Origin of the sequence: Rhodococcus sp. 06-235-1A, from assembly GCF_002258785.1 — a bacterium.
Lineage (GTDB): Bacteria > Actinomycetota > Actinomycetes > Mycobacteriales > Mycobacteriaceae > Rhodococcoides.
Genome location: NZ_NOYI01000027.1, coordinates 159540 through 183707 on the forward strand (window position 1 = coordinate 159540; position 24168 = coordinate 183707).

The window sequence follows — 24168 nt, forward strand, 5'->3', positions numbered from 1 at the left end:
AGCGCGCTAGTTGTCGAGTTCCATCCTACTTTGCGAGGTCGGCGGCGTGCCAAGCGGTACAAAACGGTCGAAGCGGGTCAGTGAGAGGGGGCGCGTCGGTGAGCAATCCGAGACTCATTCGGACTGCCGGATTGGCCTACGTTCGGGATCGTCGAATGATCCAGACGCGATCGGTCGGCAAGTCCGCGTTCTACATGGCGGGCGGCAAGATCGACCCCGGTGAGACCGCCGAACAGGCACTGCACCGGGAGATCAGGGAAGAACTGGACGCCGCGGTGATCGGTGCCCGGCTCCTCGGGGTATTCGAGTGCGAGGCATGGGGGCACCCGGCGGGGACGCCGCTCGAGATCACCTGTTTCCTGGCCGATCTGTCCGGTGATCCCAGGCCGACCAGCGAGATCGCCGAGATCGCATACTTCACCCGCGACGAGTACGCCGCGATGCCCGACGTCGCTCCGGGGTCGCTGATGGTGTTCGAGCGAATGAAAGCGCTCGATTTGATCGATTGAAGCGCGTATGTTGGTGACGGGAGAACGTACGTTCTCTTCCGGTCACCGCGAAGGAGTCTTCATGACGAACCTGTCCCAGAAAGCCACCACCCTGCTCGAACTGCACAAGCCGGGAAACCCGGTCGTACTACCGACCGTGTGGGACGCCTGGTCCGCCAACCTGGCCGTCTCCGCAGGCTTCACTGCGCTGACCGTCGGTAGCCACCCCGTCTCTGACTCCATCGGCAAGCCGGACAACGAAGGCATCACCTTCGACGAACTGCTGGCCCGCATCTCCCAGATCTCCGGAGCCGTCGACGCACCGCTCTCGGTCGACATCGAATCCGGCTACGGCGAGGACCCCAAGCGCTTGATCGACGGGCTCATCTCGGCTGGAGCCGTCGGCCTCAACATCGAGGACACCGTGCACAGCGAGGGTGGACGCCTCCGCGAAGCACAGGAGCACGCCGACTTCGTCGGAGCACTGCGCGCAGCATCCGACGCCACCGACGTCCACGTGGTCATCAATGCCCGCACCGACCTGTTCGTCAAGGCGATCGGCGACGAGAACGATCGCGTCGACCGCGCCATCGCGCGGCTCGAGCTCTGCGCCGCAGCCGGAGCCGACTCGCTGTACCCCGTCGGCTTCCACAACGACGCCGATTACAAGCGTCTCGCCGAGGAGCTCCCACTGCCGATCAACGCCATCGCGAACCCGGCCGAGGGCGACCTGTCGCACTTCGCGTCCCTCGGTGTCGGACGCATCAGCTTCGGCCCGATCTTCCAGATGGTGCTCGCCAAGCGCGCCGAAGAGGTCCTCGCGCGCTGGAAGTGAGAGCGGCTTCGCCGCACGTGCACAGAACTTCGTAGCCTGCTACGAGTTTCCGTTCACGACCCGTAAGCCCGCAGATGCGCCACCTGCTCGGGATCGAGTGACGGCTTCACCGTCGCCCGAGCGGTGGCGACATCGGCGGCGGTGACGTCGGCGGCATCCATCGACCGACGCATCGCCGTCAACGCGGCCTCGCGAAGCAGTGCCGCGCAGTCGGCTGCGGAGTAGCCGTCGAGATCGCGGGCGAGTGCTTCCAGATCCACGTCCTCGGCGAGCGGAATGGACTTGCCCGACGCCTTCAGGATGTCCACGCGGGCATCGGAATCCGGCGGCGGCACGAACACCAGGCGTTCGAGCCGGCCGGGGCGCAGTAGTGCCGGGTCGATCAGATCGGGTCGGTTGGTCGCCCCGAGTACGACGACGTCACGCAACGGTTCGACGCCGTCGAGTTCGGTCAGCAGCGCCGCGACGACCCGATCGCCGACGCCGGAATCCGAACTCTGACCGCGTCGGGGCACGAGCGCATCGACCTCGTCGAGGAAGATCAGCGAGGGTGCAGAGTCCCGGGCGCGCTGAAACAGTTCTCGCACAGCCCTTTCCGAGGAGCCGACCCACTTGTCCATCAGCTCGGCACCTTTGACCGAGTGCACGCTCAGCTGCCCGGAGCTGGCCAGCGCCCGCACCAGAAACGTCTTGCCGCACCCGGGCGGACCGTAGAGCAGCACACCTCGCGGCGGCTCGATTCCCAAGCGCGCGAACGAATCCGGGTGGCGAAGCGGCCACAGGACCGCCTCGGTGAGTGCTTGCTTGGTCTCCACCATGTCGCCGACATCCTCGAGCGTGAGGCTGCCGATCGCCAGCTCCTCGCTGCCCGATCGCGACAGCGGGCGGATCACCTGAAGGGCGCCCACCAGATCGTCCTGCGTCAACGAGGCCGCGGCCGAATCGTTCGATGCACGCGCCGCCGCCCGCAGCGCCGCCTCCCGCGTCAATGCGGCCAGGTCGGCGACCACGAAACCTGGTGTCCGTGAAGCTATCTCGCCCAGGTCGACGTCGCCCTGCGGAACCTTGCGCAGCAGATGCTCCAGCAGACCCTTGCGGCCTGCCGCATCGGGGAGGGTGAGAGTGAGCTCGCGATCGCACAGGTCCTGACCGCGCAGTCTCGCATCGGTCGCCTCCGGATGGGCAGTCGTCGCGATCAGAGCCAGACCGGGAGTGTCGACGGCCCCGCGCAGCACATCGAGCACGAAGGTCGACGCCGGTTCGGGGTCGGAGGGCAGCAACGCGTCGACGTCGGTGATGAGCAGCACCCCGGAGCCGGCGAGTTCGTCCACTGCCGCGGTGACCCGATCGACCCGGGCCGACGCCTCGAGCGCACCGATCGACGGCCCGTCCAGCACGACGCATGCGCGTTCACCGATGACCGCGCGCGCCAACGTCGCCTTGCCCACCCCGCCCGGACCGGTGATCAACACCCCGAGATGTGGCGATGCACCGAGCGTGGCCAGCAGTTCCGATTCGTCCAGTGCCAGACGCAGCCATTCGGTGAGTTTCGCCTGCTGAGCGCTCACTCCCACGAGATCTGCCACGCTCACTCGCGGGGCCGCAGCCTTCGGCGCGGGAATCGACGCTGCCTGCGGCTGTGCGGCGGTGACGGTTCCCGACCCCCACCCGACCGCCGAATTGGGCTGCACGCTCACCGGACCACCCGACGGTTCGACGGCCGAGACCGTCAGCAACTCGGTGGTCCACGCCACCCCGAAGGTCCTCGACAGCGCCTGCGTCGCAGAAGTCGTCGAGGTGCCGGGTCCGAGATCGCGGGGGAGTAGTGAGACCGTATCGCCCACCGTCAACACCTTGCCGAGCAACGCTTGGCGCAGGGTGGCGTCGGAAATGGAACCGGTGGCGAGCGACGAGCCTGTCACCGTGACGCTCCTTGCACCGTAGACGGTGACGGGTCCAACTGCGACAGAGGCGTTTTCGCGAAGGCCGGTGTTGGACAGCGTCACGTCGTCCAGCAAGGCGGTGCCCTGAGGTGATCCATCGGGAGCCGCGGCGACGACGGCGGCCGTGCGTCGAGAACCTATGAGCGACAACGCATCCCACTCCCGCAGCCCCAGGGCTGCGAGAACTTCTGGATGAAGGCGCACAACGCCGCGCCTGGCATCGGCGGCCGAGGTGTTCAGGCGGGCAGTGAGAACGAGCTCAGGCGTCGTCGAGCGAGATTCGGTCACACACCCAACCTACTGGGGTCATTCCGCAGGCTCCACTCCCAACATTAGCTGCGAGGCACTAACTACGAGGTCGGCGCAGTCCCAGTCGAGCCTGCGACCGCCGATTGTTACCCGGCGCGCGTCGGATGGCCCGTCGCTCGGCTCGCCGTTCGGCCGGTTTGGCGTCCCAGGTGTACGGGCGCGCGGCCGTCCAGCGCTGCGAACGCACCGCGAACGGGATGTGCACCAGGTATGCCAGCACCAATCCCATGAGCAGAACGAGTGGGAAGGTGATGAGTGCGGCGGCGAGCAGAGCCACCAGAACCAGCAGGATCGCGGCCAGCCGCGGCGGCACCGAGACCGTCTTGAGGGCCAACGTGGGGATCCGGCTGACGATCAGGGCTGCGGTGAAGATCGACCACCCGGCGACGACGTAGAACGACGCCCACCAGCCGTCGCCGAATTCCTCGAACGCGGCAATCGGGGCCAGCGCGATGAGTGCGCCGGCGGGTGCGGGAACCCCGGTGAAGAATTCGCGTGCGTACGCGGGGGTGTCGTCCTCGTCGAGCAAGGTGTTGAAGCGCGCCAGCCGGAGCACGATGCTCACGGCGTAGACCAGTGCGACGATCCAACCGCCGCTGCTGCCCTCGAGCAGCGTCACGTACAGCACCAGTGCTGGTGCCACACCGAAGGAGATGGCGTCGGACAGCGAGTCCAGTTCGGCACCGATCTTGCTGGTGGCGTCGAGCAGTCGAGCGATTCGCCCGTCCAACGCATCGAGAATTGCGGCGGCACCGATCATGGCCAGTGCGGTGCCGAGTTGGCCGTCGAGGGCGAACTTGACCGCGGACAGCCCTGAACACAGGGCCAGGATCGTGACGACGGACGGGAGGAGACGAATGGCAGCAGGCGGCTTGGCGCGTCTGGTGATCATGTCGGTCTCTACTGCGGAAGCTCGGCGAGGACCGTCTCGGCACCGACCGCGCGTTGGCCACGTTCGACCAGCAGCGTCGTGCCTGCGGGGAAGTAGGTGTCGACGCGTGAACCGAATCGGATCAGTCCATAGGTGTCGCCGATCGAGAGGGTATCGCCCACCTTGGCGTTGTTGATGATGCGTCGCGCGATCAGACCGGCGATCTGCACGACGGCGACATCCTGACCCGAGGCGGTCCTGATGTGCATGCTGTTGCGTTCGTTGACTTCGCTGGCTTCGGCGAGATCGGCCGATTTGAACTGGCCGCGGCGATGAACGACCTCCACCACTCGGCCGCCGACCGGAACACGCTGAACGTGCACGTCCAAGACCGACAGGAAGATGCTCACGCGCGGGACCGGCTCGGAGCCGAGATCGAGCTCGGCCGGCGGGACGGCGGTGTCGACGAGTGTGACCAGACCGTCGGCCGGGGCCACGACGACGCCGGGGCGGTTCGGCGGCACCCGTGATGGATGGCGGAAGAAGGTGGCACAGGCTCCGGCGGCGACGAGCCCGGCATTGCGAACCCACTTCGATCGGCGACCGAGCAGTGCGACGGCGAGCGGACCGCCGACGAACGGCAGTCCTGCGGGGTGGAGCGGTGGAACCGTTTCACGGACCAGGTCGACGATGTGAGCCACTCCGGTGCGGGGCGGTTGATCAATCGGGGCGGGACGGCGTGCCACGGTCTCCTCTAACTATTCGTCGGACAGGTGTTGGCAGGTCGTGGTGCTGGAGCAGTCGAGGCGCGGACGCACGACTGCCGAGGCCCTCACAGCGTACGTGAGGTGCCCCGGCAGTCGGGAAGTGCAAGTGCGATCAGACGCGGCTGCGACCCGTCACGAGCTTGACCAGGAACAGCAGGATGCATGCGCCGATGAGGCAGGTGATGAAGCTGAAGATCAAGCCGCCCCCGGCTACGTCGACACCGACTGCGCTGAGCAGGAATCCGCCCAGGAGTCCGCCGATGATTCCGACGACGATGTTCAGGATGATACCCATCTGAGCATCGGTCTTCATGATCTTGCTGCCGATCCAGCCTGCGAGTCCACCGATGATGATCCAGGCAATCCAGCCGAGTGTGGGTGTCATGTTGCGCCCCCTCTTTCCGTGTTTGTTGAACGGGTCTGTTCGGAACGCCGGATGCCCGAGAGAAACAAACCTGAAACCTTCCTGAGAAGAATTATTTTTTCCCCAGCTTCTCGCTCTCGGCCTTGATGCGACGCAGGGTGCTGTTCATACCCTCCACGAGCTCGATGTCGAACTCGTCGATGCCGCCGAGGATGCGCTTGACCAGCAGTGACGACACGGTCGAGGTCCCGGTGGGCGCCTCTCGCTTCTCGACGACGGTCGTCCCGGTGGCAGTGGGGGTCAGGGTGTAGGACCAGATCGTCTTGTTCTCGACGACGCGAAAAGCGAGTTCACGGTTGGGCTCGAAGGTGACGACCTTCGAGGTGGTCGGCCAGACGAGCATGCCCTTGCGGTTGACGTTGAGCGTCTTGGTGCCTTTGCCTACCGGCCCGCCGAGGACCTTCATCTTCTTGCATTGCGGGCTCCATTCGCCCATGCGCTGAAGGTCGGAGACGATCGACCAGACGGTCTCGGGGCTCGCGGCGATATCGATCGTGGCTTCGAGGGTCTTGCTCAACGTGGGCCTCCGGTGGTGAGGTAAGTGCAACCGACTGTCACACTCAATCGTGCGCATCCTATGTGGTGGCTGACACAGCCGACCACGTAGGTGAGCGGAACTTCGTACCCTGCTACGAGTTACCGCTCCCCTGAGAGCGAAGCGAGCTCCCACTCCCACTCACATGCGAGCGCGGCGGGCGAGAACGAATGCGTACAACCCGTAGAGCGCGATGCCCACTCCCGCGAGGATCAGCAGCACCTGTCCGTAGGGCTGAGATCCGAGGGTCTTGACGGCACCGTCGATTCCGGTGGCCTTCGAGGGATCGGACTGCAGTACCGCCACGACGACGAGGATTCCGGCGCCCACGAGGGCAGTGCCCTTGGCTGCGTATCCGGCGATACCGAGCTTGACCACGGTTCCGCTCTGGTGCCCTTCGAGATCGTCGAGAAAGTTCTTCGATACGCCCTTGTAGACGTGGTACCCGCCGACGCCGATGACGACCAGCGCGACGACGATCAGCACGAACTTGCCGCCGCCGGATTCCATCAACCGGGCCGAGTAGCCGGCGTTCTGCTGTCCGCTGGACTTGCCCGAGCCGGTCGCGAACCCGTATGTGGAGAACGCGAACGCGAGGTAGACGACGGCAAGCGCCGCGGCCTTGAGACGATCGAGCGCACTTCCCTCGTCGGCGTCGGATTTCTTGCCGACGATCGCTTCAACGATTCGCCACAGGGCCAATGCAACAAAGGCCACCACGGCCACCCACAGGGCGATCTTTCCGCCGGGCTTGTCGGCCAGTTCGGCGAGCGCGCCGGATTGATCGGCGTTGCCCGCCTGCCCGAACGCCAGCCGCACGGCGATGTAGCCGATCAGGATGTGCAGCACTCCGCTGACGAAGTGGCCGGCTCGCGCCGCTTTCTCGAAGGCGCCGTTGTCCTGTACGGAATCGGCCACCGATTTGCTCGACGTGTTCACTTGCGTTCCCCGATCAGTAGATTTGGGCAGTCGTTTACCCCGGCCGAAGGTGAAGGAAACTGTCTCGAGCTGCGAAACGCCGCACGAGATCCCACCGCGGCGTTAACACCGAGCGGACACTGATCGATGTAGCAAGCGGAGTGTCGGGACCAACGAAGAAATTGTTCGGAGTGATCCACCGTGAAATTACAGTCGATTATGCGTCGTACCAGCAGTGATCTACCTCTGTTGAAGACCGCCAGGATGAGCGGAAGCCCACGCACCTGGCCGGCCGAGAAGCTCGAACGACTCCTCACCCCTGCGGAACTCGATCTGATCAGACGCGGCCGAATCTGACCCCGCTGTTCCAGGACTGCTTGCCTCCCATTCTGGGCGACGCGGTGGCATGCTCATGTCGTTGGTGAGCATCAGTTCTGGAGGGTCATGAAACCGGTCATTCTCAGTGTCGACGACGATCCCGGAGTATCGCGATCGGTCGCCCGCGACCTGCGCCGCCGCTACGGTGAGCAGTACCGCATCGTGCGCGCCGAATCGGGTGCCGGTGCGCTCGACGCGCTGAAGGAACTCACGCTGCGCGGCACCCCGGTGGCCATTCTGTTGGCCGACTACCGCATGCCGCAGATGAGCGGCATGGAATTTCTCGAACAGGCCATGGACCTTTTCCCGACGGCCCGCCGCATTCTGCTCACCGCCTACGCGGACACCGACGCGGCGATCGACGCCATCAACGTCATCGATCTCGATTACTACCTGCTCAAGCCGTGGGATCCGCCCGAGGAAAAGCTCTACCCCGTGCTCGACGCCCAGCTCGAAGCCTGGTGCGCGTACGACCACCGAGCCGTCGAGGACACCAAGATCGTCGGGCATCGCTGGTCTGCGCGGTCGTCGGAGATCCGTGAGTTCCTGGCTCGCAATCAGCTGCCCTACCGCTGGTACATGTCCGACGAGTCCGAGGGCGCGCGACTGTTGGCTGCGGCAGGCGTGGCCGAGGACAAGCTTCCGGTGGTCATCACCACCGAAGGGGACGCGCTGATCGAACCGTCCGACGCCGAGCTCGGCAACCGGCTCGGTCTGACCGTCTCGCCGTCGGAGGAGTTCTACGATCTCGTCGTCATCGGCGGCGGCCCGGCGGGGCTCGGAGCGGCGCTGTACGGCGCATCCGAGGGATTGCGGACGACCCTGATCGAGCGGACCGCGACGGGCGGTCAGGCCGGTCAGAGTTCTCGCATCGAGAATTATCTGGGATTTCCCGACGGGGTCTCGGGTGCGCAGCTGGCCGAGCGAGCCCGGCGGCAGGCGTTGAAGTTCGGTGCCGAGGTCGTCACCACACAGGACGTGGTGGGACTGGACGTCAACGGATCCGCGCGCACCGTACGGTTCGCGGACGGCCGCAGCATCAGTGCGCAGACGATCATCCTGTCCACCGGCGTTGCCTATCGACGACTGGACGCACCCGGAATCGACGACTTCACCGGCCGGGGCGTGTTCTACGGATCTGCGATGACGGAGGCCGCGCGCTGTGCCGAGCAGGACGTCTACATCGTGGGCGGGGCGAACTCGGCCGGGCAGGCAGCGGTGTACCTCTCGCGCGGGGCCAAGTCGGTCACCATCTTGATCCGTGCCACCTCGCTCGAAGCGTCGATGTCGTACTACCTGATCAAGCAGATCGAGGAGAATCCGAAGATCAGCGTTCGGCCGTGTACGGAGGTCGCGGGCGTGGCAGGCGACGGTCATCTCGAGTCGATCACGCTGCGCAACCGGGCCACCGACGAGACCTCGACGGTCGACGCGCAGTACCTGTTCCTGTTCATCGGTGCTGCCCCGCGTACCGAGTGGCTCGACGGGGTGCTCGTGCGGGACGATCATGGATTCGTGGTCACCGGACCGGATCTCGTCACCGACGGACGCGGACCTGCCGGGTGGACGCCCACCCGACTTCCGCATCACCTCGAGACGAGTGTGCCCGGGGTGTTCGCGGCCGGGGACGTTCGATCCGACTCGGCCAAACGTGTCGCGTCGGCAGTGGGAGAAGGAGCAATGGCCGTGATGTTGGTGCACAGATATCTGGCGAACCCGTGAGCACGCTCGCGTGTGATCCGGAGGAGTTGCGGACGCTTTTTCTGTTCGAGCATCTCACCGACTCTCAGCTGGCAGAGCTGTGTCGGGACGGGCGCATCGAGACGATCGAACCGGGGCCGGTGTATGCGGAGGGCGATCCGGCGACGTGTTTCTACGTGCTGATGGACGGTGCCGTGGTGCTCTCGAAGCTTTCGGGCGGGGAGGATCTGGTGATCAACAGGACGTCCCAGCGCGGGGTGTACGCCGGAGCGTGGCAGGCGTATCTCGGTGATCGAGTGCCGCAGACCTATCAGGGTTCGATGCGGGTGAGTGAACCCTCGCGTTTCTTCGTGCTCGACGCAGACTGTTTCGCGTCGATCGTGCGGGAATGGTTTCCGATGGCACTGCATCTGCTCGAAGGATTGTTCTTCGGAAATCAGAACACCAAGCAAGTGGTGGAACAGCGAGAGCGCTTGTTGGCGTTGGGTTCTTTGTCGGCCGGGTTGACGCACGAGCTCAACAATCCGGCGGCGGCCGCGGTACGGGCGACGTCTGCGTTGCGCAATCGGGTGGGACACATGCGGCAGAAGTTGGCGATGATCGCCGGTGGCACCCTCGACCGTGCGAGCCTGGCGCGTCTGGTCGAACTGCAGAACGAGGCCGTGGAGTTGGTGGCCAAGGCACCCAAGTTGACGGCCATGGAGGCGTCGGACCGCGAGGACGAACTCGGAGAATGGTTCGAGGACAAGGATATTCGAGACGGTTGGGATCTGGCCCCCACTTTCGTCTCGGCGGGCCTCGATGTGCCGTGGCTCGATCGGGTATCGGCGACCGTCGACGATCCGGCCATGCTCGAGGGTGCGATCAGGTGGCTCAACTACACGGTCGAAACCGAGTTGCTGATGAACGAGATTGCGGATTCGACCACGCGAATCTCCACGCTGGTCGGTGCCGCGAAGCAGTATTCACAGATGGATCGCGCGCCGTACCAGACCGTGGATGTGCGGGAGTTGCTCGACAGCACACTGATCATGTTGGGCCGCAAGATCGGTGACGACATCGCGGTGGTCAAGGAATACGATCCGGCGGTGCCGCCCATCCCGGCCTACGCCGCCGAACTCAACCAGGTGTGGACGAACCTGATCGACAACGCCGTTCAGGCGATGGAGGGTTCTGGGGTCTTGACGGTGCGTACGTCGTTGGACGAGGACCAGGTGCAGATCGAGATCTGTGATACCGGACCTGGTGTGCCGCAAGAGATTCGGTCACGCATCTTCGAGCCGTTCTTCACCACCAAGGCGGTCGGCGAGGGTACGGGTCTCGGCCTCGACATCTCGTGGCGCATCGTGGTGAAGAAGCATCAGGGTGACCTGCAGGTGGTGTCCGAGCCTGGGAACACGCGCTTCATCGTGAGACTGCCAGTCCAACCCGCTGTCGAGGAGGCATCATGACCATCGAAGGTATCGACCCGCAGGTTCCGCCGTCGGGACCCGGCTGCGTCGAATGCACGCAGACGCAGGGCTGGTGGGTGCACCTGCGTCGGTGTGCGCAGTGCGGTCATATCGGGTGCTGCGATTCCTCGCCGTCGCAGCATGCCAGTAAGCACGCCGAATCCACTCGACATCAGTTCGTGCGCAGCTACGAGCCCGGCGAGGAATGGTTCTACAACTACGCCGACGAACAGATGTACGACGGTCCGGAACTGGCTCCGCCGCAACACCATCCACTCGATCAGACGGTTCCCGGTCCGCGTGAGCGGGTGCCGTCGAACTGGCAGAGCCTGATCAATTGAACGAGAACCTGACCCGGCCCACCGACGTATCGGCCGAGGATTTCCTGGCCGCCGTCGAACATCCGGTTCGCCGCGCGGACGGTCTGGCTCTGGCCGAGATGATGGGTCGGGTGACCGGGCAGCCGGCAGTGATGTGGGGGCCGACGATGGTGGGTTTCGGTACCTACCGGTACACCACCGACAGTGGTCGTCGGGGCGAGTATTTCGTCGTCGGGTTCTCTCCGCGCAAGGCGAGTCTGTCTGTGTACGGCGCTACGTACGCCCCGGAATCGGACTCCTTGCTCGAACAGTTGGGAAAGCACAAGCGAGGAGCGGGTTGCCTGTACGTGAACAAACTCGCCGATGTGGACACGGCGGTGCTCGAGCGACTGGTGGCGATCAACTACCCACACATTCTGAGTAACCTCGCTCCATGACGTTGATTGCGGAGGATATGCTGCTGCTGTTGCTCGACGACGACTCGGGCAAACCGCTGGCCGACAGCACCAAGTTGCCGCGGGTGCTGGCAGGTGCGCTGGTCGTCGAGCTCGCCATGAGTGGATCGCTGCGGATCACCGGCCCCGATGAGCAGATCAAGAAGGATCACGTAGTCGTGTCGGGGGAACCGCCTGCCGAATCACTTCTGCGTCGGGTGTTCGACCTGGTGGCAACGACGTCACGTCCGCTGAAGCCGCAGAAAGTGATCGAGAAGTCGCAGAAGAATCTCGCCAAGGAACTGGCCGCGCGGCTGGTGGCTCAGGGCTTCGTCACCGAGAAAAAGGACAAGGTGTGGGGGCTCTTCCCCACCACGACGTGGCCTGCGGCCGACACCTCGCGGGAGAAGGTGCTGCGAGATGCGCTACGAAGCGCGCTCGTCGACGGTACGACGCCGTCGCCGCATTCGGCTGCGTTGATCTCACTCATCTCGGCAGTGGACCTGACGCACAAGGTGATCGCGGATGCGGACAAGAAGCTGTTGAAGAAGCGGGCCAAGGAGATCGCCGAGGGGGAGTGGGCCGGGGAGGCAGTGCGCAAGGCAGTCTCCGACGTCAACACTGCGGTGATGGCTGCTGTCATGGTGCCCGTCATCGTCTCGACCACGAGTAGCTGAGGCGACATGAGAAGCATTGCGATTCTGTTGTTCGACGACGTCGAGGTACTCGACGCGTGCGGGCCGTTCGAGGTGTTCTCGGTGGCCAATCGGGTGGCCGAACGTGCCGGTAGCGCAGCGCCTTTCGAGGTGTCGCTCGTTGGGCTCACGGACGGAGCGGTGCGTGCGCGAGGTGGCATGAGGATCGGCGTCGACACCACGATCGACGACCCGAGGCCCTACGACCTCGTCCTGATTCCCGGAGGCGTCGTCGACGCGGTCTCGGCGGACGGCCGGGTTCTGCAGTGGCTGCAGCGACTTCGACCCACCGCCGAGGTGGTCGCGTCGGTGTGCACGGGTGCGTTCGTGCTCGCGGCCGCGGGACTGCTCGACGAGCGTCCGGTCACCACGCACTGGGAAGACCTGGAGCAATTGGCCGCTCGATGGCCTGCGCTCGTCGTCCACGAGGCCGTTCGGTACATCGATCACGGCGATCTTGCGACGTCGGCCGGCATCAGTGCCGGTCTCGACCTGTCATTGCACCTGGTCGCGCGGTGGGCGGGAGCCGAACATGCTCTGCTCACCGCGGGCCAGATGGACTACGACTGGTCAGGCGCTGAGCACCCGTAGAACCAGCGCCACGACGGCGAACACGGCGAGTCCGGCCGCGGGTGCGAAGTCCTTGTCCTTGGCGCGAAGGTGCGCGGCAACCGCTCCGACGAAGTAGAGGATGACGCCGACTGCAGCTGCCACGCCGATGGGCCAGACCAACAGGCCGATCAGGAGGCCGATGGCACCGAGTATCTCCGCGTAGGCCAACCACGGAATCTTGTCGGCGGGGACGCCCACCTGCTCGAGCATCGGGATGACGGAGGGGTTCTTCGTCAGTTTGCCGATCGCGGAGAACGTGAGTGCGACGGCGAGCAGAACCGAGACGACGAGGGTAGCGATGAACATGATCCCTGCTTTCATTTCTGAGGCCACTAGTAATTCAGAAGTAGCAAGGCGGACTGTAGCACCTCGGTAGGGTGGAAGCATGGTCCCCAACGAGCAGCCTCACGATCCACGTGCCTGCGACGGAGCGTTGACCAAAGCTTTCGGCTTCCTCGGTAAGAGATGGAACGGAATTCTGCTGGCGACACTGATGAACGGGCCGATGGGATTCTCGGACCTCCGCCGCGCCGTCGGTGGCATCAGTGACTCGGTGCTGTCAGAACGTCTCGGCGAACTCGGCAAAGCCGGACTGGTGGCACGCGCCGTCACGGACGGGCCGCCCATCTCGGTGGAATACAGCCTGACGTCGTCCGGAGAGGCGCTGCTGCCGTCGTTGGAGGCACTCACCGACTGGGCTTCGAAAAACCTCTGACCCCCGCGAAGGCTCGCGAGGGTCAGAGTGCGGTCGAGACGGATCAGTTGGGGTTGTTCTGGTTCTGACCCTCGGCCGAGTCGGCGAACTCCTGAGTGTCGAACACTTCTCCGCCCAGTGGATCGACGGGCGCATTGTCGCTCGAGTATTCGACGGCTCCGGTCTCGGGATGAACCTCGAGCTGTTCGGTGGATACCTCGTGTACCGCGAGTACGACGGTTCCGCCGCGTGTCGGTGAGGTCAGTCCCTCGCGTGACGCTGCCAGGCCGGAGAACGTGCTCGAGATGCCCGCGGTCGCCCTCTTACGCGGAGCCGGCTGCTCTGGAGCGTCCGACTCGTTGCCGGAGACCTCTGGCGTGGTCGTCACTCGCACGTAGCGCGGAGTGGTGGCGACGTCGTAGCGGAAGGCCTTGAGCATCGACACGCACGCGAGCACCAGAATGATCGAGAACGGCACTGCCGTGGCTATCGACATCGTTTGCAGGGCTGTCAACGATCCCGTTCCGCCGATGAGGAGCAGAACCGTCGCTGCCACGCCTTCGAGAATCGACCAGTACACGCGGGTGATCTTCGGGGGCTCCAGGTCGCCGCCGGTGGAGAGGATGTCGATGACCAGCGAGCCGGAGTCGGAGGATGTCACGAAGAAGAACACGATGACGAAGATCGCCAGCACGCTGCTGATCGTCGCCAACGGCAACGTGTCGAGCAGCTGAAACAGACTCGTGTTGGTGTCGACGGCACCGTCGACCAGCAGGTCGCCGTTCTCGCGCTGACGCAGGATGCCGGCATCACCGAAGATCGTGAACCACAGCGACCCGATGATCGTCGGTGCCAGCAGCACCCCGAACACGAACTCGCGGATGGTGCGGCCGCGTGAGATACGGGCGATGAACATGCCGACGAACGGCGCCCAGCTCATCCACCAGCCCCAGTAGAAGATGGTCCAGTCGCCTGTCCAGCCGTCGTCGGAGAACGGTGACGTGCGCAGCATCAACTCGGGCAACGCCTGGATGTAGCCGCCGAGGTTCTGCACCCAGGACTGCATGAGGAACAGGCTCGGTCCGGCGATCAGAACGAAGACGGCCAGAGCTGCAGCCATTCCCATGTTGATGTTGGAGAGCCATTTGAGTCCTCGTGAGACGCCGGACACGACGGAGAACGTCGCGAGACCGGTGACTCCGGCGATGATGATGACCGTCACCCAGTTGTTGGTATCGACCCAACCCAGGTATTCGAGGCCGGCCGAGATCTGTTGCACACCGAATCCGAGCGAGGTGGCCACGCCGAACAACGTGCCGATGATGGCGACTGCGTCGATCGCATGGCCGATGCCGCCCTCGATGCGCTTGCGCCCCAGGAGCGGCTCGAGCAGCCAGCGCACGGACAGCGGGCGTCCCTTGCGGTACGTCATGTAGGCCAGCCCGAGGCCGACCACCACGTAGATGGCCCAGGCGTGCAAACCCCAGTGGAACAGGGTCAGCTCCATCGCCTGACGGGCGGCGGGGTCGGTGCTGCCGGGAACGCCGCCGGCTTCGGGCGGTGTGACGTAGTGCGAGAGAGGCTCGGCGACGCCGTAGAACACCAGGCCGATGCCCATGCCGGCACTGAACAGCATCGCGAACCAAGACAGGACGCCGAATTCGGGCTTCTCGTCGTCACGTCCGAGGCGGATGTTGCCGACTTTGCTCAGACCGCAGTACAGCGCGAACAGCACGAAGCCGGTGGTGGCCAGGATGTACCACCAGCCGACTCCGCTGGTGATGGCGTTGTTGAGATTGTCGAATGCATCGGCGGCAGTGCCGGCGTAGATCACCGAGAAGGCGATCATGACAAAAATGACGATAGATGCGGGGACGAAGACCGGCTTGAGCAGGCCGCCCCACGCTTCTTTTACTGCTTTCACTTACTTGACTTCCTTACAACTCGAGTCGAGGTGATCGGCTGACCACTATCGGTTTGCCGTTCTTTTTCCCTTGTTTTGGTCAAGTACCGGTAATCACCCTAAACGACATCGACGCAGGTGGCGAAACTCGCGAAGGCCGGTGAACTGGGAAACAGGCGCGCATGGGCTTTCTGCCGAGTCGCCCCCAACACCCGAACGGACTACAGTTCTGTCGATGCTGCGGACGTGTCCGGTCGTGTCACTCCTCGGATGCCGTGCTGCGAGTAGTGCTGCGCGACAGGCTATTCCATGACGGGACGATTGCAGCCGGGTTCGGAGTTCGCGGGCTTTCGGGTGCAGCGCCGTCTCGGTGTCGGGGGCATGAGCGAGGTGTACCTGGTTCTCGGGCGCGGACACGATCGGCTCGAGGCCCTCAAGATTCTGGACCGGGACGCCTCCCTGTCCCCGCGGCTACGCAGCAAGTTTCGGATGGAAGCTGCCGTCGCCACCCAGCTCGTGCACCCGAACATCGTGTCGGTGCACGAGCACGGTGAGTTCGAGCACCAGTTGTGGATGTCGATGCACTACGTGGACGGCTACAGCGCCGCGCGGCTCGTTGCCCGAGGGCAGATCGCGCTCGACGTGTCCCGAGTGGCGCGCATCGTTGCCGAGGTGGCCAAGGGACTCGACTATGCCCACTCGCACGGCGTCGTGCATCGGGACGTCAAGCCGGCGAACATCCTCATCTCCACCGAACGAATCGACGGATACGAGCAGGTGTTGCTGTCGGACTGGGGAATTGCGCGGATGCTCGACGATTCGACCCCGCTCGCTGCAGGGGGCACGGTGATGGCATCCATCCCCTACGCGGCACCGGAACTGCTTCGCGGTGGAGAGCTGAGTGCGCAGACCGACGTCTACGGCCTCGGCGCGACGCTGGTGGAACTGGCGACCGGACGCACTCCGTATCCGCTGAGCACGCCGTTGGCGATCACTGCTGCGCACCTGACAGCGGAGCCGCCTGCCGTGACGCGGCGGCGGCGATCACTACCGCGGGGACTCGACGCGGTGGTTGCACGCGCGTTGGCGAAGGAGCCATCGGATAGGTTCCAGACGTGCATCGAGCTCAGCGATGCGGTAGCGGCAGCCGTGGCGGCAGGGGTCCCCGAACCGCCGACGCGGCGCTCGCCCTTCACTCGATCACGCTGGCTGAAGTTTTCATGACCGAGGCGCGAAGAAGGCCCCACACCGACTCGGTGTGGGGCCTTCACTCATGAGGTCACTCCTCCGGATCGACCGGACGGTTCGCCACCACCGGGTACTGACCGGTGTAGCCGAGGCGTTCCTCGGCGACGGAGAGCACCTTGGTGCGCACCAGGTACCACCCGCCGATCAGTGCGGGAACGATGACCACCAGGGTGGCGATGGTCCACGAGCCGATCGGGGCGTCGAAGGCCATCAGCACCAGTACGCCGAACAGGAACACCAGAGTCGCGTAGCTGGTGTACGGCGCTCCGAACAGGCGGAACTTGGGCCGCTCCACGATGCCCTTCTTGGACCAGCGGTACAGCTGGATCTGGCACAGCACGATGGTGGCCCAGCTGGCGATGATGCCCAGTGCGGACATGTTCAGCACGATCTCGAATGCCTCGCCGGGAGCGATGGCATTGAGCGCGACACCGAACAGCGTGATGAAGCAGGTGAGCAGGATGCCGCCGAACGGAACGCCGCCCTTGGTCATCTTCTTGGTGAATTCCGGGGCACTGCCGTTCATCGCCATCGATCGAAGGATGCGGCCCGTCGAGTACAGACCGGCATTGAGGCTGGACAACGCTGCGGTGAGCACCACGATGTTCATGATGGTGCCCGCGCCGCCGAGGCCGATGCTCGAGAAGAACGTCACGAACGGTGACGTCCCGGACTGGTACGCGGTGTACGGCATCAGCAGTGCGAGCAGTACGAGCGAGCCGACGTAGAACAGTGCGATACGTGCGATGACCGAGTTGATCGCCCGCGGCATGATCTTCTCCGGGTTCTCGGTCTCACCCGCCGCGGTACCCACCAATTCGACTGCGGCATAGGCGAACACGACGCCGGAGATGACGATGACCAGCGGCCACGCACCCGACGGGAACAAGCCGCCGTTGTCGGTGATGAGACTGATGCCGGGCATCTGGGTACCGACGGGAATGCGGCCCGCGAGGAACACGACGCCGACGATCAGGAACGTCACCAACGCGATGACCTTGATGATGGCAGCCCAGAATTCCATCTCGCCGAACCACTTGACCGAGACGAGGTTGAGGCTCATGACGATGACGAGGGCGATCAAGGCGATGACCCACTGCGGGATCACCTCGAAGCTGCCCCAGTAGTGCATGTACGTCGCGATGGCCGTGACGTCCACGATGGCCGTCATCGCCCAGTTCAGGAAGTACATCCAGCCGGCGACGAAAGCGGCCTTCTCACCGAAGAACTCACGAGCGTACGAGACGAAGCTGCCCGACGACGGGCGGTGCAGCACCAGCTCACCGAGGGCGCGCAGGATGAAGAAGACGAAGATCCCGCAGAGGGCATAGGCGAGGAAGAGGCCGGGCCCGGCACTGGCGAGGCGGCCACCCGCGCCGAGAAACAGGCCGGTGCCGATTGCGCCACCGATCGCGATCATCTGCAACTGCCGAGGTTTGAGGCCCTTGTGGTAGCCCTCTTCCTCGTGGTCCATCGCCGAGTTGTCGTACGAGGTGTCGACCGTATCGGACATGTTTCGATCCTTACTGTCGCATTTATGGGGTTTTGTCCGAATTTGCAGACGTGAATTGCACTGTCTCCGAACGTTATTAGGGTCCGTCTCGCATACGGAAGGCGGCCTGTGTAAACAAATGCGGCGGGTGTAAACAGTGTGTGAAGGAGGCTCGTTCGGCTGAGCATCTGCTCGCAACTTCGGCGGGCGGTGGCGTCGGGCATGGGGTTGTCGTGGTTCGCCCCTCGGCCGGTACCGGTGGTCGACCTTGCACTCGCCATGGTCGAGTGCTAGAAATGCAGTTGGCACTCTCGACACGTGAGTGCCAGGTCGGGACACGGTGAGGCCGGGGAATCAACGACACCCCTGGTCGTCCGTCGCGGGCACCGAGCTCGGCCAGCAATGTGTCACCCCCAATCCGGAGGATCACTTCGCAATGGCCAAGATCATCGCGTTCGACGAAGAGGCACGCCGTGGCCTCGAGCGAGGCCTCAATGCCCTCGCCGACGCAGTAAAGGTGACGTTGGGCCCCAAGGGTCGCAACGTCGTACTCGAGAAGAAGTGGGGAGCTCCCACGATCACCAACGATGGTGTTTCCATCGCCAAGGAGATCGAGCTCGAAGATCCCTACGAGAAGATCGGTGCCGAGCTCGTCAAGGAGGTCGCCAAGAAGACGGACGACGTCGCAGGCGACGGCACCACCACCGCTACCGTTCTCGCCCAGGCACTCGTCCGTGAAGGCCTGCGCAACGTCGCAGCCGGCGCGAACCCGCTCGGCCTCAAGCGCGGCATCGAGAAGGCTGTTGCAGCCGTCACCGAGGCTCTGCTCGCGTCCGCCAAGGAGATCGACACCAAGGAGCAGATCGCTGCTACCGCTGGCATCTCCGCAGGCGACCCGTCCATCGGCGAGCTCATCGCCGAGGCAATGGACAAGGTCGGCAAGGAAGGCGTCATCACGGTCGAGGAGTCCAACACCTTCGGCCTGCAGCTCGAGCTCACCGAGGGGATGCGCTTCGACAAGGGCTACATCTCGGCGTACTTCGCCACCGATGCAGAGCGTCAGGAAGCCGTCCTCGAAGACGCGTACATCCTGCTCGTCAGCTCCAAGATCAGCACCGTCAAGGACCTGCTGCCGCTGCTGGAGAAGGTCATCCAGTCCGGCAAGCCGCTCGTCATCATCGCCGAGGACGTCGAGGGCGAAGCTCTCTCCACCCTCGTGGTGAACAAGATCCGTGGCACCTTCAAGTCCGTTGCCGTCAAGGCTCCCGGATTCGGTGACCGTCGCAAGGCGCAGCTCGCCGACATCGCCATCCTCACGGGCGGCGAGGTCATCAGCGAAGAGGTCGGCCTCTCCCTGGAGACCGCCGGACTCGAGCTGCTCGGTCAGGCACGCAAGGTCGTCATCACCAAGGACGAGACCACCATCGTCGAGGGCTCGGGAGATTCCGACGCCATCGCCGGTCGCGTCAACCAGATCCGCGCCGAGATCGAGAACTCCGATTCCGACTACGACCGCGAGAAGCTGCAGGAGCGCCTGGCCAAGCTGGCCGGTGGCGTTGCAGTCATCAAGGCCGGAGCCGCAACCGAGGTCGAGCTCAAGGAGCGCAAGCACCGCATCGAAGATGCAGTGCGTAACGCCAAGGCAGCCGTCGAAGAAGGCATCGTCGCCGGTGGCGGCGTGGCACTGCTCCAGGCAGCGCCCGCACTCGACAACCTCAAGCTCGACGGTGACGAGGCAACCGGCGTGAACATCGTTCGCGTCGCACTGTCCGCTCCGCTCAAGCAGATCGCATTCAACGCGGGCCTCGAGCCCGGCGTCGTTGCGGACAAGGTTGCCAACCTGCCCGCCGGTCACGGCCTCAACGCCGCGACCAACGAGTACGAGGACCTGCTCGCTGCAGGCATCAACGACCCGGTCAAGGTCACCCGCTCGGCACTGCAGAACGCAGCGTCCATCGCGGCTCTGTTCCTCACCACCGAGGCCGTCGTCGCCGACAAGCCCGAGAAGGCCGGAGCGCCCGCCGGCGATCCGACCGGTGGCATGGGCGGCATGGACTTCTGAGTCCAGCCCTCACGCACGAGAACAGCCCGGCACCTTTCGAGGTGCCGGGCTTTTTCGTGCGTGAATCGGGTGCAGTCAACCGCGCTCAGCGCGGTCAGTTGCACCCGATTCGCGGTGCTACCCGTCGAGTTTGTGGTTAGGGTCGGTCATGACTCGCATCCGCTCGATGGCTGCCGCACTTGCCGTGACCGCGGCCCTCGCGGGTTGTTCCACCTCGGGAACCGCCGCGCCCGCGTCCGCGCCGACGACCACCGATGCACCGGCCACGACCGAGCGCGCCGAGGCTACGACCACAGCGGTGCCCACTACCTCCAATGCCGCCGAGCCGTACGTCGTCGGCAGCACTCGGATCACCGGATCGACGGAGCATGCCACGTACGACGTCGCCATTCCGCAGCTCAGTGGTGGGAATCCCGCCGTGACGGCGGAATTCAACGAGTCGATGCGGGCGGCATTGCAGGACTTGATCGACGGCCACAACGGACAGGACTTCGTCCTCAGCGACGGCTACACGCCAAGCTCTACCTACGTCGGTAGGCGCGTGATCAGTTCCGAACAGATCACCGACTGGATCGCCGTGCCGGCCGGTGCCCATGGTGACTCGCTCATCTCGACCGTGACGATCGACGCCGACACCGCACAGCCGATCACCCTCGGCGATGCCTTCACCGACCTCGATACGGGCCTGGCCCGGCTGTCGGACCGAGCAGCGAAGATCCTGCCGGCCACCCGCGCAGGCGAGAACTTCGAACGCTCGGGCATCGAGCCGACGGTGGCCAACTTCGGCAACTGGACCGCATCACCGGAAGGGATGAACATTCACTTCGGTGACTACCAGGTGGGGGCCTATGGCATCGGCCTCATCACCATCACCGTGCCATGGACCGACCTGTCCGATGTCCTCGCGCCCGGCATGCAGGACGTGCTGAGCAGTTGACTGTCGGCACTGACCGCCGCCGCAGTGCGAGCATGGACCCATGATGATTCGCGCAGGAGTGTTGGATGTGGAGTTCGACCGCGTCGGCGATCCGTCCGGTCGCTCGGTGGTGCTGCTGCACGGGTTTCCGTACGACCCACGCGGTTACGACGACGTCGCCAGGCTGCTCGCCGAATCCGGCTACGACGTGGTGGTGCCGTACCTGCGCGGCTTCGGACCTACCCGGTTCGTCGACGCGGACACGATGCGCTCCGGAGAGCAGGCCGCGATCGGACACGACCTCCGTGAGCTGATTCTCGCGCTGAAGCTGAACCGGCCCATCGTCGCCGGCTACGACTGGGGTGGGCGAGCGGCCTGCGTCGTCGCCGCGGTGTGGCCCGAGTTGGTGTCCGGACTGGTGAGCGTGTCCGGATACCTGGTGCAGAACATCGCTGCGGCAGTGTCCACGCCGGTGCCACCACATCTGGAGAAGCGATACTGGTACCAGTACTACTTGCACTCCGAGCGGGGCCGCGCCGGGCTCGCGGCCTACCGTGCAGAGATCGCGCAGACGCTGTGGACGGATTGGTCGCCGACCTGGCGGTTCGGCGACTCCGAATTCGCGGCCACCGCACCCTCGTTCGACAACCCCGACTTCGTGGACGTGTCCGTGCATTCCTACCGGCACCGCTACGGCGTCGAGGCGGGGGATGCGGCCTACGCAGCGACGCAGGCACTGCTCACACAGCAACCGCGGATCACGGTGCCCACGGTCGTGATCGACCCGACCGAGGACACCGTCGCCTCGTTGTACGGCAGCCCGGACCACGCGGCGCACTTCACCGACCTGATCGATGTTCGACAGGTCGATTGCGGCCACAACCCGCCTCAGGAACTACCGGGGCAGTTCGCAGACGCCGTCGTGACGCTGGGCCAGGTGGTCCGGGATCGCGAACGGGACTAGTCGTACGAACTAGTCGACAGCGAGTTCGCCCAGTTCGTTCCAGTCGGTGCCGTCCACCTCTTGACTGATGATCTTCGGTGTCTCCTGCAGGTACGGCGGTAGATCCTTCTGGGCCTGCTTGAAGTGATCCGAGTTCACGTGCGTCGCACCGGCATCCGGGTCCTTGAAGGCCTCCACCAGGACGTACTCGGTGGGGTCGTCGAGGGTGCGCGACCAGAAATACCAGAGGCATCCCTCCTCGGCCTGGCAGGCTTCGGTGAAGTCGCGTGAAATCTCGGGCCAGTTGTCGGCGTGCTCGGGCTTGACCTTGAACTTGGCGGTGATGAAGATCAACGTTGCTCCCTGTGTTCGATGTGACGGTAGTTGTGGTGACGGCTTTTGGTACTACCCGGTTTCACGGTACGAGAATCGCGCGTCCGCGAACCCGTCCGTTGTCGAGGTCGTCGATGGCGCTCTGGAAGTCGTCCAACGAGTAGGTCTGCGTGTGCAGATTCACCGCGCCTCGTGCGGCGAGCGACATCAGATCGCACAGGTCGTTGTAGGACCCGACGAGATTGCCGACGATGTTCTTCTCCGCCGACACCAGGTCGATCGTCGGCACGTCGACGTTCTCGCCGTACCCGATGACGTGATAGTCGCCCGCGCGCCGGGTCATGGCCAATCCCTCTGCGGTGGAACCGTTCTCGCCGACGAAGTCGAGTACCACCTCGGCGCCGAATCCGCCCGTGAGTTCCATGACCTGGTCGACCTGAGTGCCGTCGGCGACCACCGCGTGATCGGCACCCAGAGTGAGGGCGAGCTTCACGGCATCGGCGTTGCGGTCGATGACGATGAGCTCCGCGGGTGACAGCGCCTCGAGCACCTGGATACCGATGTGGCCCAGGCCGCCTGCGCCGATGACGACGCACTTGTCGCGCGGAGTCAGCCGCCTGGCCGCCTTCGCCGCCGCGTGGTACGCCGTCAGACCGGCGTCTGCGAGTGCGGCCACCGCGGACGGTTCGAGCGATTCGTCGATCTTCACCACTGTCCTGGCGTTGGTACGCAGATAATCCGCATACCCACCGTTGGTATCGATTCCGGGGAAATCGCTTGTCTCGCAATGTACGTCGTCACCGGACCGGCACGCCCGGCACAATCCGCACGTGACCAACGGATGCAGGATCACCTTGTCGCCCTCGCGGACGTTGGTGACGGCCGATCCGACCGCGTGCACCCATCCGGCGTTCTCGTGCCCGATCGTGTACGGCAGTGTGACGCCGGACTTCTCGGCCCATTGGCCTTCGAGGATGTGCAGATCGGTACGGCATACGCCTGCGCCGCCGATCTTGACGATGACGTCGAGTGGGCCCTGTACTTCCGGAATCGGAACCTCGGTCATCTCCAGATTCTTGTGGTACCCGACCACCTGGACTGCGCGCATCGTGCTCATCGTGACTGCTCCTGTGTAGTGCTGTGCTGGACGGTGAGGGTGGCGAGGGGGATGAACGCGCCTTCCATGCGAGGTACTTGTTGCTCCTCCGAACCCGGGTAGCGGGTCTGCAGCAGTCCGCGACAGAAGTGCGCGTTGCCGTCGATCGAGACGCGGGTGGCGCGGGCTCGCCGCATCACCATCGTCAGATCCCCGGTGTGTGGACGGCCGGTGTGATCGACCAGAGCCGGAGCGGCCGGATCGACCCGCAGCCCGAGTGCCTCACGGCGGCGAAGCAGTGCGGTCGACGTGCGATCATCCGGAAGGTCTCCGAGAACCACTGCGGCCAAGTCGTTCTCGGTCGAGTCGGGATTGGCGCGCAACCATGCCATGAGCGACCGTTCCATCGCCGCCACATATGCCTTGCGGCGGAACGTCGCGCGCAATTCCTCCAGGTCTTCTTCGGCCTCGTGCCCGAAGGTGCCTCGATATCCCGCGTCGGCAGCGAGTCCCGCGTTGATCTTGTCCGAGTCGTGGTGATCGTCCAGCTCGACGAGAACCCGCTCGGTCCACGGCAACGCCGTCAAGACGTCCTTCGCATCCCCCGACATGAGGTACGCGAAGTTCGGAGAGCAGAACGACGTGGGTAGCCGGAGATGAACGTGGACGGTGCCCTCGTCGACCTCGAGGGATCGGACGAAGCCGAGATCGGTGATGGGCTCGTCCAATTCGGGATCCAGGACGACGCCGAGGGCGGCGTAGGCCTCGTCGTGCCTCGACAAGGTTGCAACTATCGTCAT

26 protein-coding genes are annotated in these 24168 nt (G+C 64.6%); 14 read left to right on the forward strand and 12 right to left on the reverse strand.

Annotated elements, in window-relative coordinates:
- Window positions 1-98: 98 nt before the first annotated feature.
- On the forward strand, window positions 99-509 hold the full coding sequence (locus tag CH275_RS24375; protein WP_373453740.1) for an NUDIX hydrolase: 411 nt from the start codon (window positions 99-101) through the stop codon (window positions 507-509).
- 61 nt (window positions 510-570) lie between these two features.
- The gene (locus tag CH275_RS24380) at window positions 571-1323 is read left to right on the forward strand and encodes an isocitrate lyase/PEP mutase family protein (protein WP_094681103.1); all 753 of its coding nucleotides are present in this window, start codon (window positions 571-573) and stop codon (window positions 1321-1323) included.
- 53 nt (window positions 1324-1376) lie between these two features.
- Here the strand turns inward: CH275_RS24380 and CH275_RS24385 are convergent, their stop codons facing one another.
- The 6 genes from CH275_RS24385 to CH275_RS24410 all read right to left on the reverse strand — a co-directional run bounded on the left by CH275_RS24385 (window position 1377) and on the right by CH275_RS24410 (window position 7111).
- Window positions 1377-3554, reverse strand: coding sequence for an AAA family ATPase (locus CH275_RS24385; protein ID WP_094680744.1), 2178 nt, complete (start codon window positions 3552-3554; stop codon window positions 1377-1379).
- Between the two features lie 58 nt (window positions 3555-3612).
- Window positions 3613-4467 carry a CDP-alcohol phosphatidyltransferase family protein gene (locus tag CH275_RS24390; RefSeq protein WP_094617611.1) on the reverse strand — a complete coding sequence of 285 codons (855 nt, stop codon included), beginning with the start codon at window positions 4465-4467 and terminating at the stop codon, window positions 3613-3615.
- A gap of 8 nt (window positions 4468-4475) precedes the next feature.
- Window positions 4476-5192 carry a phosphatidylserine decarboxylase gene (locus tag CH275_RS24395; RefSeq protein WP_094680745.1) on the reverse strand — a complete coding sequence of 239 codons (717 nt, stop codon included), beginning with the start codon at window positions 5190-5192 and terminating at the stop codon, window positions 4476-4478.
- Window positions 5193-5325: 133 nt separating this feature from the next.
- On the reverse strand, window positions 5326-5598 hold the full coding sequence (locus CH275_RS24400; protein ID WP_094632631.1) for a GlsB/YeaQ/YmgE family stress response membrane protein: 273 nt from the start codon (window positions 5596-5598) through the stop codon (window positions 5326-5328).
- A 91-nt stretch (window positions 5599-5689) separates the two neighbouring features.
- Window positions 5690-6154, reverse strand: a complete 465-nt coding sequence (locus CH275_RS24405; protein WP_094680746.1) for an SRPBCC family protein — start codon at window positions 6152-6154, stop codon at window positions 5690-5692.
- A gap of 159 nt (window positions 6155-6313) precedes the next feature.
- Window positions 6314-7111 carry a DUF1206 domain-containing protein gene (locus CH275_RS24410; RefSeq protein ID WP_094680747.1) on the reverse strand — a complete coding sequence of 266 codons (798 nt, stop codon included), beginning with the start codon at window positions 7109-7111 and terminating at the stop codon, window positions 6314-6316.
- A gap of 198 nt (window positions 7112-7309) precedes the next feature.
- Between CH275_RS24410 and CH275_RS29645 the strand changes: the two genes are divergently transcribed.
- The 7 genes from CH275_RS29645 (at window position 7310) to CH275_RS24440 (ending at window position 12660) form a co-directional block, all read left to right on the forward strand.
- The gene (locus CH275_RS29645; RefSeq protein WP_179276321.1) at window positions 7310-7447 is read left to right on the forward strand and encodes a hypothetical protein; all 138 of its coding nucleotides are present in this window, start codon (window positions 7310-7312) and stop codon (window positions 7445-7447) included.
- Between the two features lie 87 nt (window positions 7448-7534).
- Complete coding sequence (locus tag CH275_RS24415) at window positions 7535-9190, forward strand: FAD-dependent oxidoreductase (RefSeq protein ID WP_094680748.1); 1656 nt, start codon at window positions 7535-7537, stop codon at window positions 9188-9190.
- Entirely contained in the window at window positions 9187-10620 is a 1434-nt protein-coding gene (locus tag CH275_RS30310) for an ATP-binding protein (protein WP_094680749.1), read from the forward strand. Before CH275_RS24415 ends, CH275_RS30310 begins: the two co-directional genes overlap by 4 nt.
- Entirely contained in the window at window positions 10617-10961 is a 345-nt protein-coding gene (locus CH275_RS24425; protein ID WP_032380273.1) for a UBP-type zinc finger domain-containing protein, read from the forward strand. The genes CH275_RS30310 and CH275_RS24425 overlap by 4 nt, the downstream gene beginning before the upstream one ends.
- Window positions 10958-11377 carry a DUF1801 domain-containing protein gene (locus CH275_RS24430; RefSeq protein WP_094680750.1) on the forward strand — a complete coding sequence of 140 codons (420 nt, stop codon included), beginning with the start codon at window positions 10958-10960 and terminating at the stop codon, window positions 11375-11377. The genes CH275_RS24425 and CH275_RS24430 overlap by 4 nt, the downstream gene beginning before the upstream one ends.
- Window positions 11374-12051 carry a GOLPH3/VPS74 family protein gene (locus CH275_RS24435; RefSeq protein WP_094680751.1) on the forward strand — a complete coding sequence of 226 codons (678 nt, stop codon included), beginning with the start codon at window positions 11374-11376 and terminating at the stop codon, window positions 12049-12051. The genes CH275_RS24430 and CH275_RS24435 overlap by 4 nt, the downstream gene beginning before the upstream one ends.
- 6 nt (window positions 12052-12057) lie before the next feature.
- A complete protein-coding gene (locus CH275_RS24440) occupies window positions 12058-12660 on the forward strand; it encodes a DJ-1/PfpI family protein (RefSeq protein ID WP_094680752.1) in 603 nt (200 codons plus the stop codon).
- Here the strand turns inward: CH275_RS24440 and CH275_RS24445 are convergent.
- Window positions 12640-12987 carry a DoxX family protein gene (locus CH275_RS24445; RefSeq protein ID WP_094681104.1) on the reverse strand — a complete coding sequence of 116 codons (348 nt, stop codon included), beginning with the start codon at window positions 12985-12987 and terminating at the stop codon, window positions 12640-12642. The two genes, CH275_RS24440 and CH275_RS24445, sit on opposite strands and share 21 nt — an antisense overlap.
- A 79-nt stretch (window positions 12988-13066) precedes the next feature.
- Between CH275_RS24445 and CH275_RS24450 the strand changes: the two genes are divergently transcribed.
- The gene (locus CH275_RS24450) at window positions 13067-13396 is read left to right on the forward strand and encodes a winged helix-turn-helix transcriptional regulator (RefSeq protein ID WP_094680753.1); all 330 of its coding nucleotides are present in this window, start codon (window positions 13067-13069) and stop codon (window positions 13394-13396) included.
- A 43-nt stretch (window positions 13397-13439) separates the two neighbouring features.
- Here CH275_RS24450 and CH275_RS24455 read toward each other — a convergent pair whose 3' ends face one another.
- Window positions 13440-15299 (reverse strand): BCCT family transporter, encoded by a 1860-nt coding sequence (locus CH275_RS24455; RefSeq protein ID WP_179276322.1) that lies wholly within the window; start codon window positions 15297-15299, stop codon window positions 13440-13442.
- Between the two features lie 288 nt (window positions 15300-15587).
- On the opposite strand from CH275_RS24455, the gene CH275_RS24460 reads away from it, so the two are divergent.
- A complete protein-coding gene (locus tag CH275_RS24460) occupies window positions 15588-16502 on the forward strand; it encodes a serine/threonine-protein kinase (protein ID WP_094680754.1) in 915 nt (304 codons plus the stop codon).
- 55 nt (window positions 16503-16557) lie between these two features.
- On the opposite strand, the gene CH275_RS24465 is transcribed toward CH275_RS24460, so the two are convergent.
- Window positions 16558-18039: an amino acid permease gene (locus CH275_RS24465; protein WP_094680755.1), complete on the reverse strand. Its 1482-nt coding sequence runs from the start codon at window positions 18037-18039 to the stop codon at window positions 16558-16560.
- 415 nt (window positions 18040-18454) lie between these two features.
- Here CH275_RS24465 and groL point away from each other — a divergent pair, with 415 nt between their 5' ends.
- The 3 genes from groL (at window position 18455) to CH275_RS24480 (ending at window position 21960) form a co-directional block, all read left to right on the forward strand.
- The gene (groL, locus tag CH275_RS24470; protein WP_032380280.1) at window positions 18455-20080 is read left to right on the forward strand and encodes a chaperonin GroEL; all 1626 of its coding nucleotides are present in this window, start codon (window positions 18455-18457) and stop codon (window positions 20078-20080) included.
- A 148-nt stretch (window positions 20081-20228) separates the two neighbouring features.
- Window positions 20229-21017 (forward strand): RsiV family protein, encoded by a 789-nt coding sequence (locus CH275_RS24475; protein ID WP_094680756.1) that lies wholly within the window; start codon window positions 20229-20231, stop codon window positions 21015-21017.
- Window positions 21018-21057: 40 nt separating this feature from the next.
- Complete coding sequence (locus CH275_RS24480) at window positions 21058-21960, forward strand: alpha/beta fold hydrolase (RefSeq protein ID WP_094680757.1); 903 nt, start codon at window positions 21058-21060, stop codon at window positions 21958-21960.
- A gap of 9 nt (window positions 21961-21969) precedes the next feature.
- On the opposite strand, the gene CH275_RS24485 is transcribed toward CH275_RS24480, so the two are convergent.
- The 3 genes from CH275_RS24485 to CH275_RS24495 all read right to left on the reverse strand — a co-directional run bounded on the left by CH275_RS24485 (window position 21970) and on the right by CH275_RS24495 (window position 24168).
- Window positions 21970-22293: a putative quinol monooxygenase gene (locus CH275_RS24485; protein WP_027498443.1), complete on the reverse strand. Its 324-nt coding sequence runs from the start codon at window positions 22291-22293 to the stop codon at window positions 21970-21972.
- Between the two features lie 61 nt (window positions 22294-22354).
- The gene (locus CH275_RS24490) at window positions 22355-23380 is read right to left on the reverse strand and encodes an NAD(P)-dependent alcohol dehydrogenase (RefSeq protein ID WP_094681106.1); all 1026 of its coding nucleotides are present in this window, start codon (window positions 23378-23380) and stop codon (window positions 22355-22357) included.
- A gap of 5 nt (window positions 23381-23385) precedes the next feature.
- On the reverse strand, window positions 23386-24168 hold the full coding sequence (locus tag CH275_RS24495; protein ID WP_094680758.1) for an iron-sulfur cluster assembly protein: 783 nt from the start codon (window positions 24166-24168) through the stop codon (window positions 23386-23388).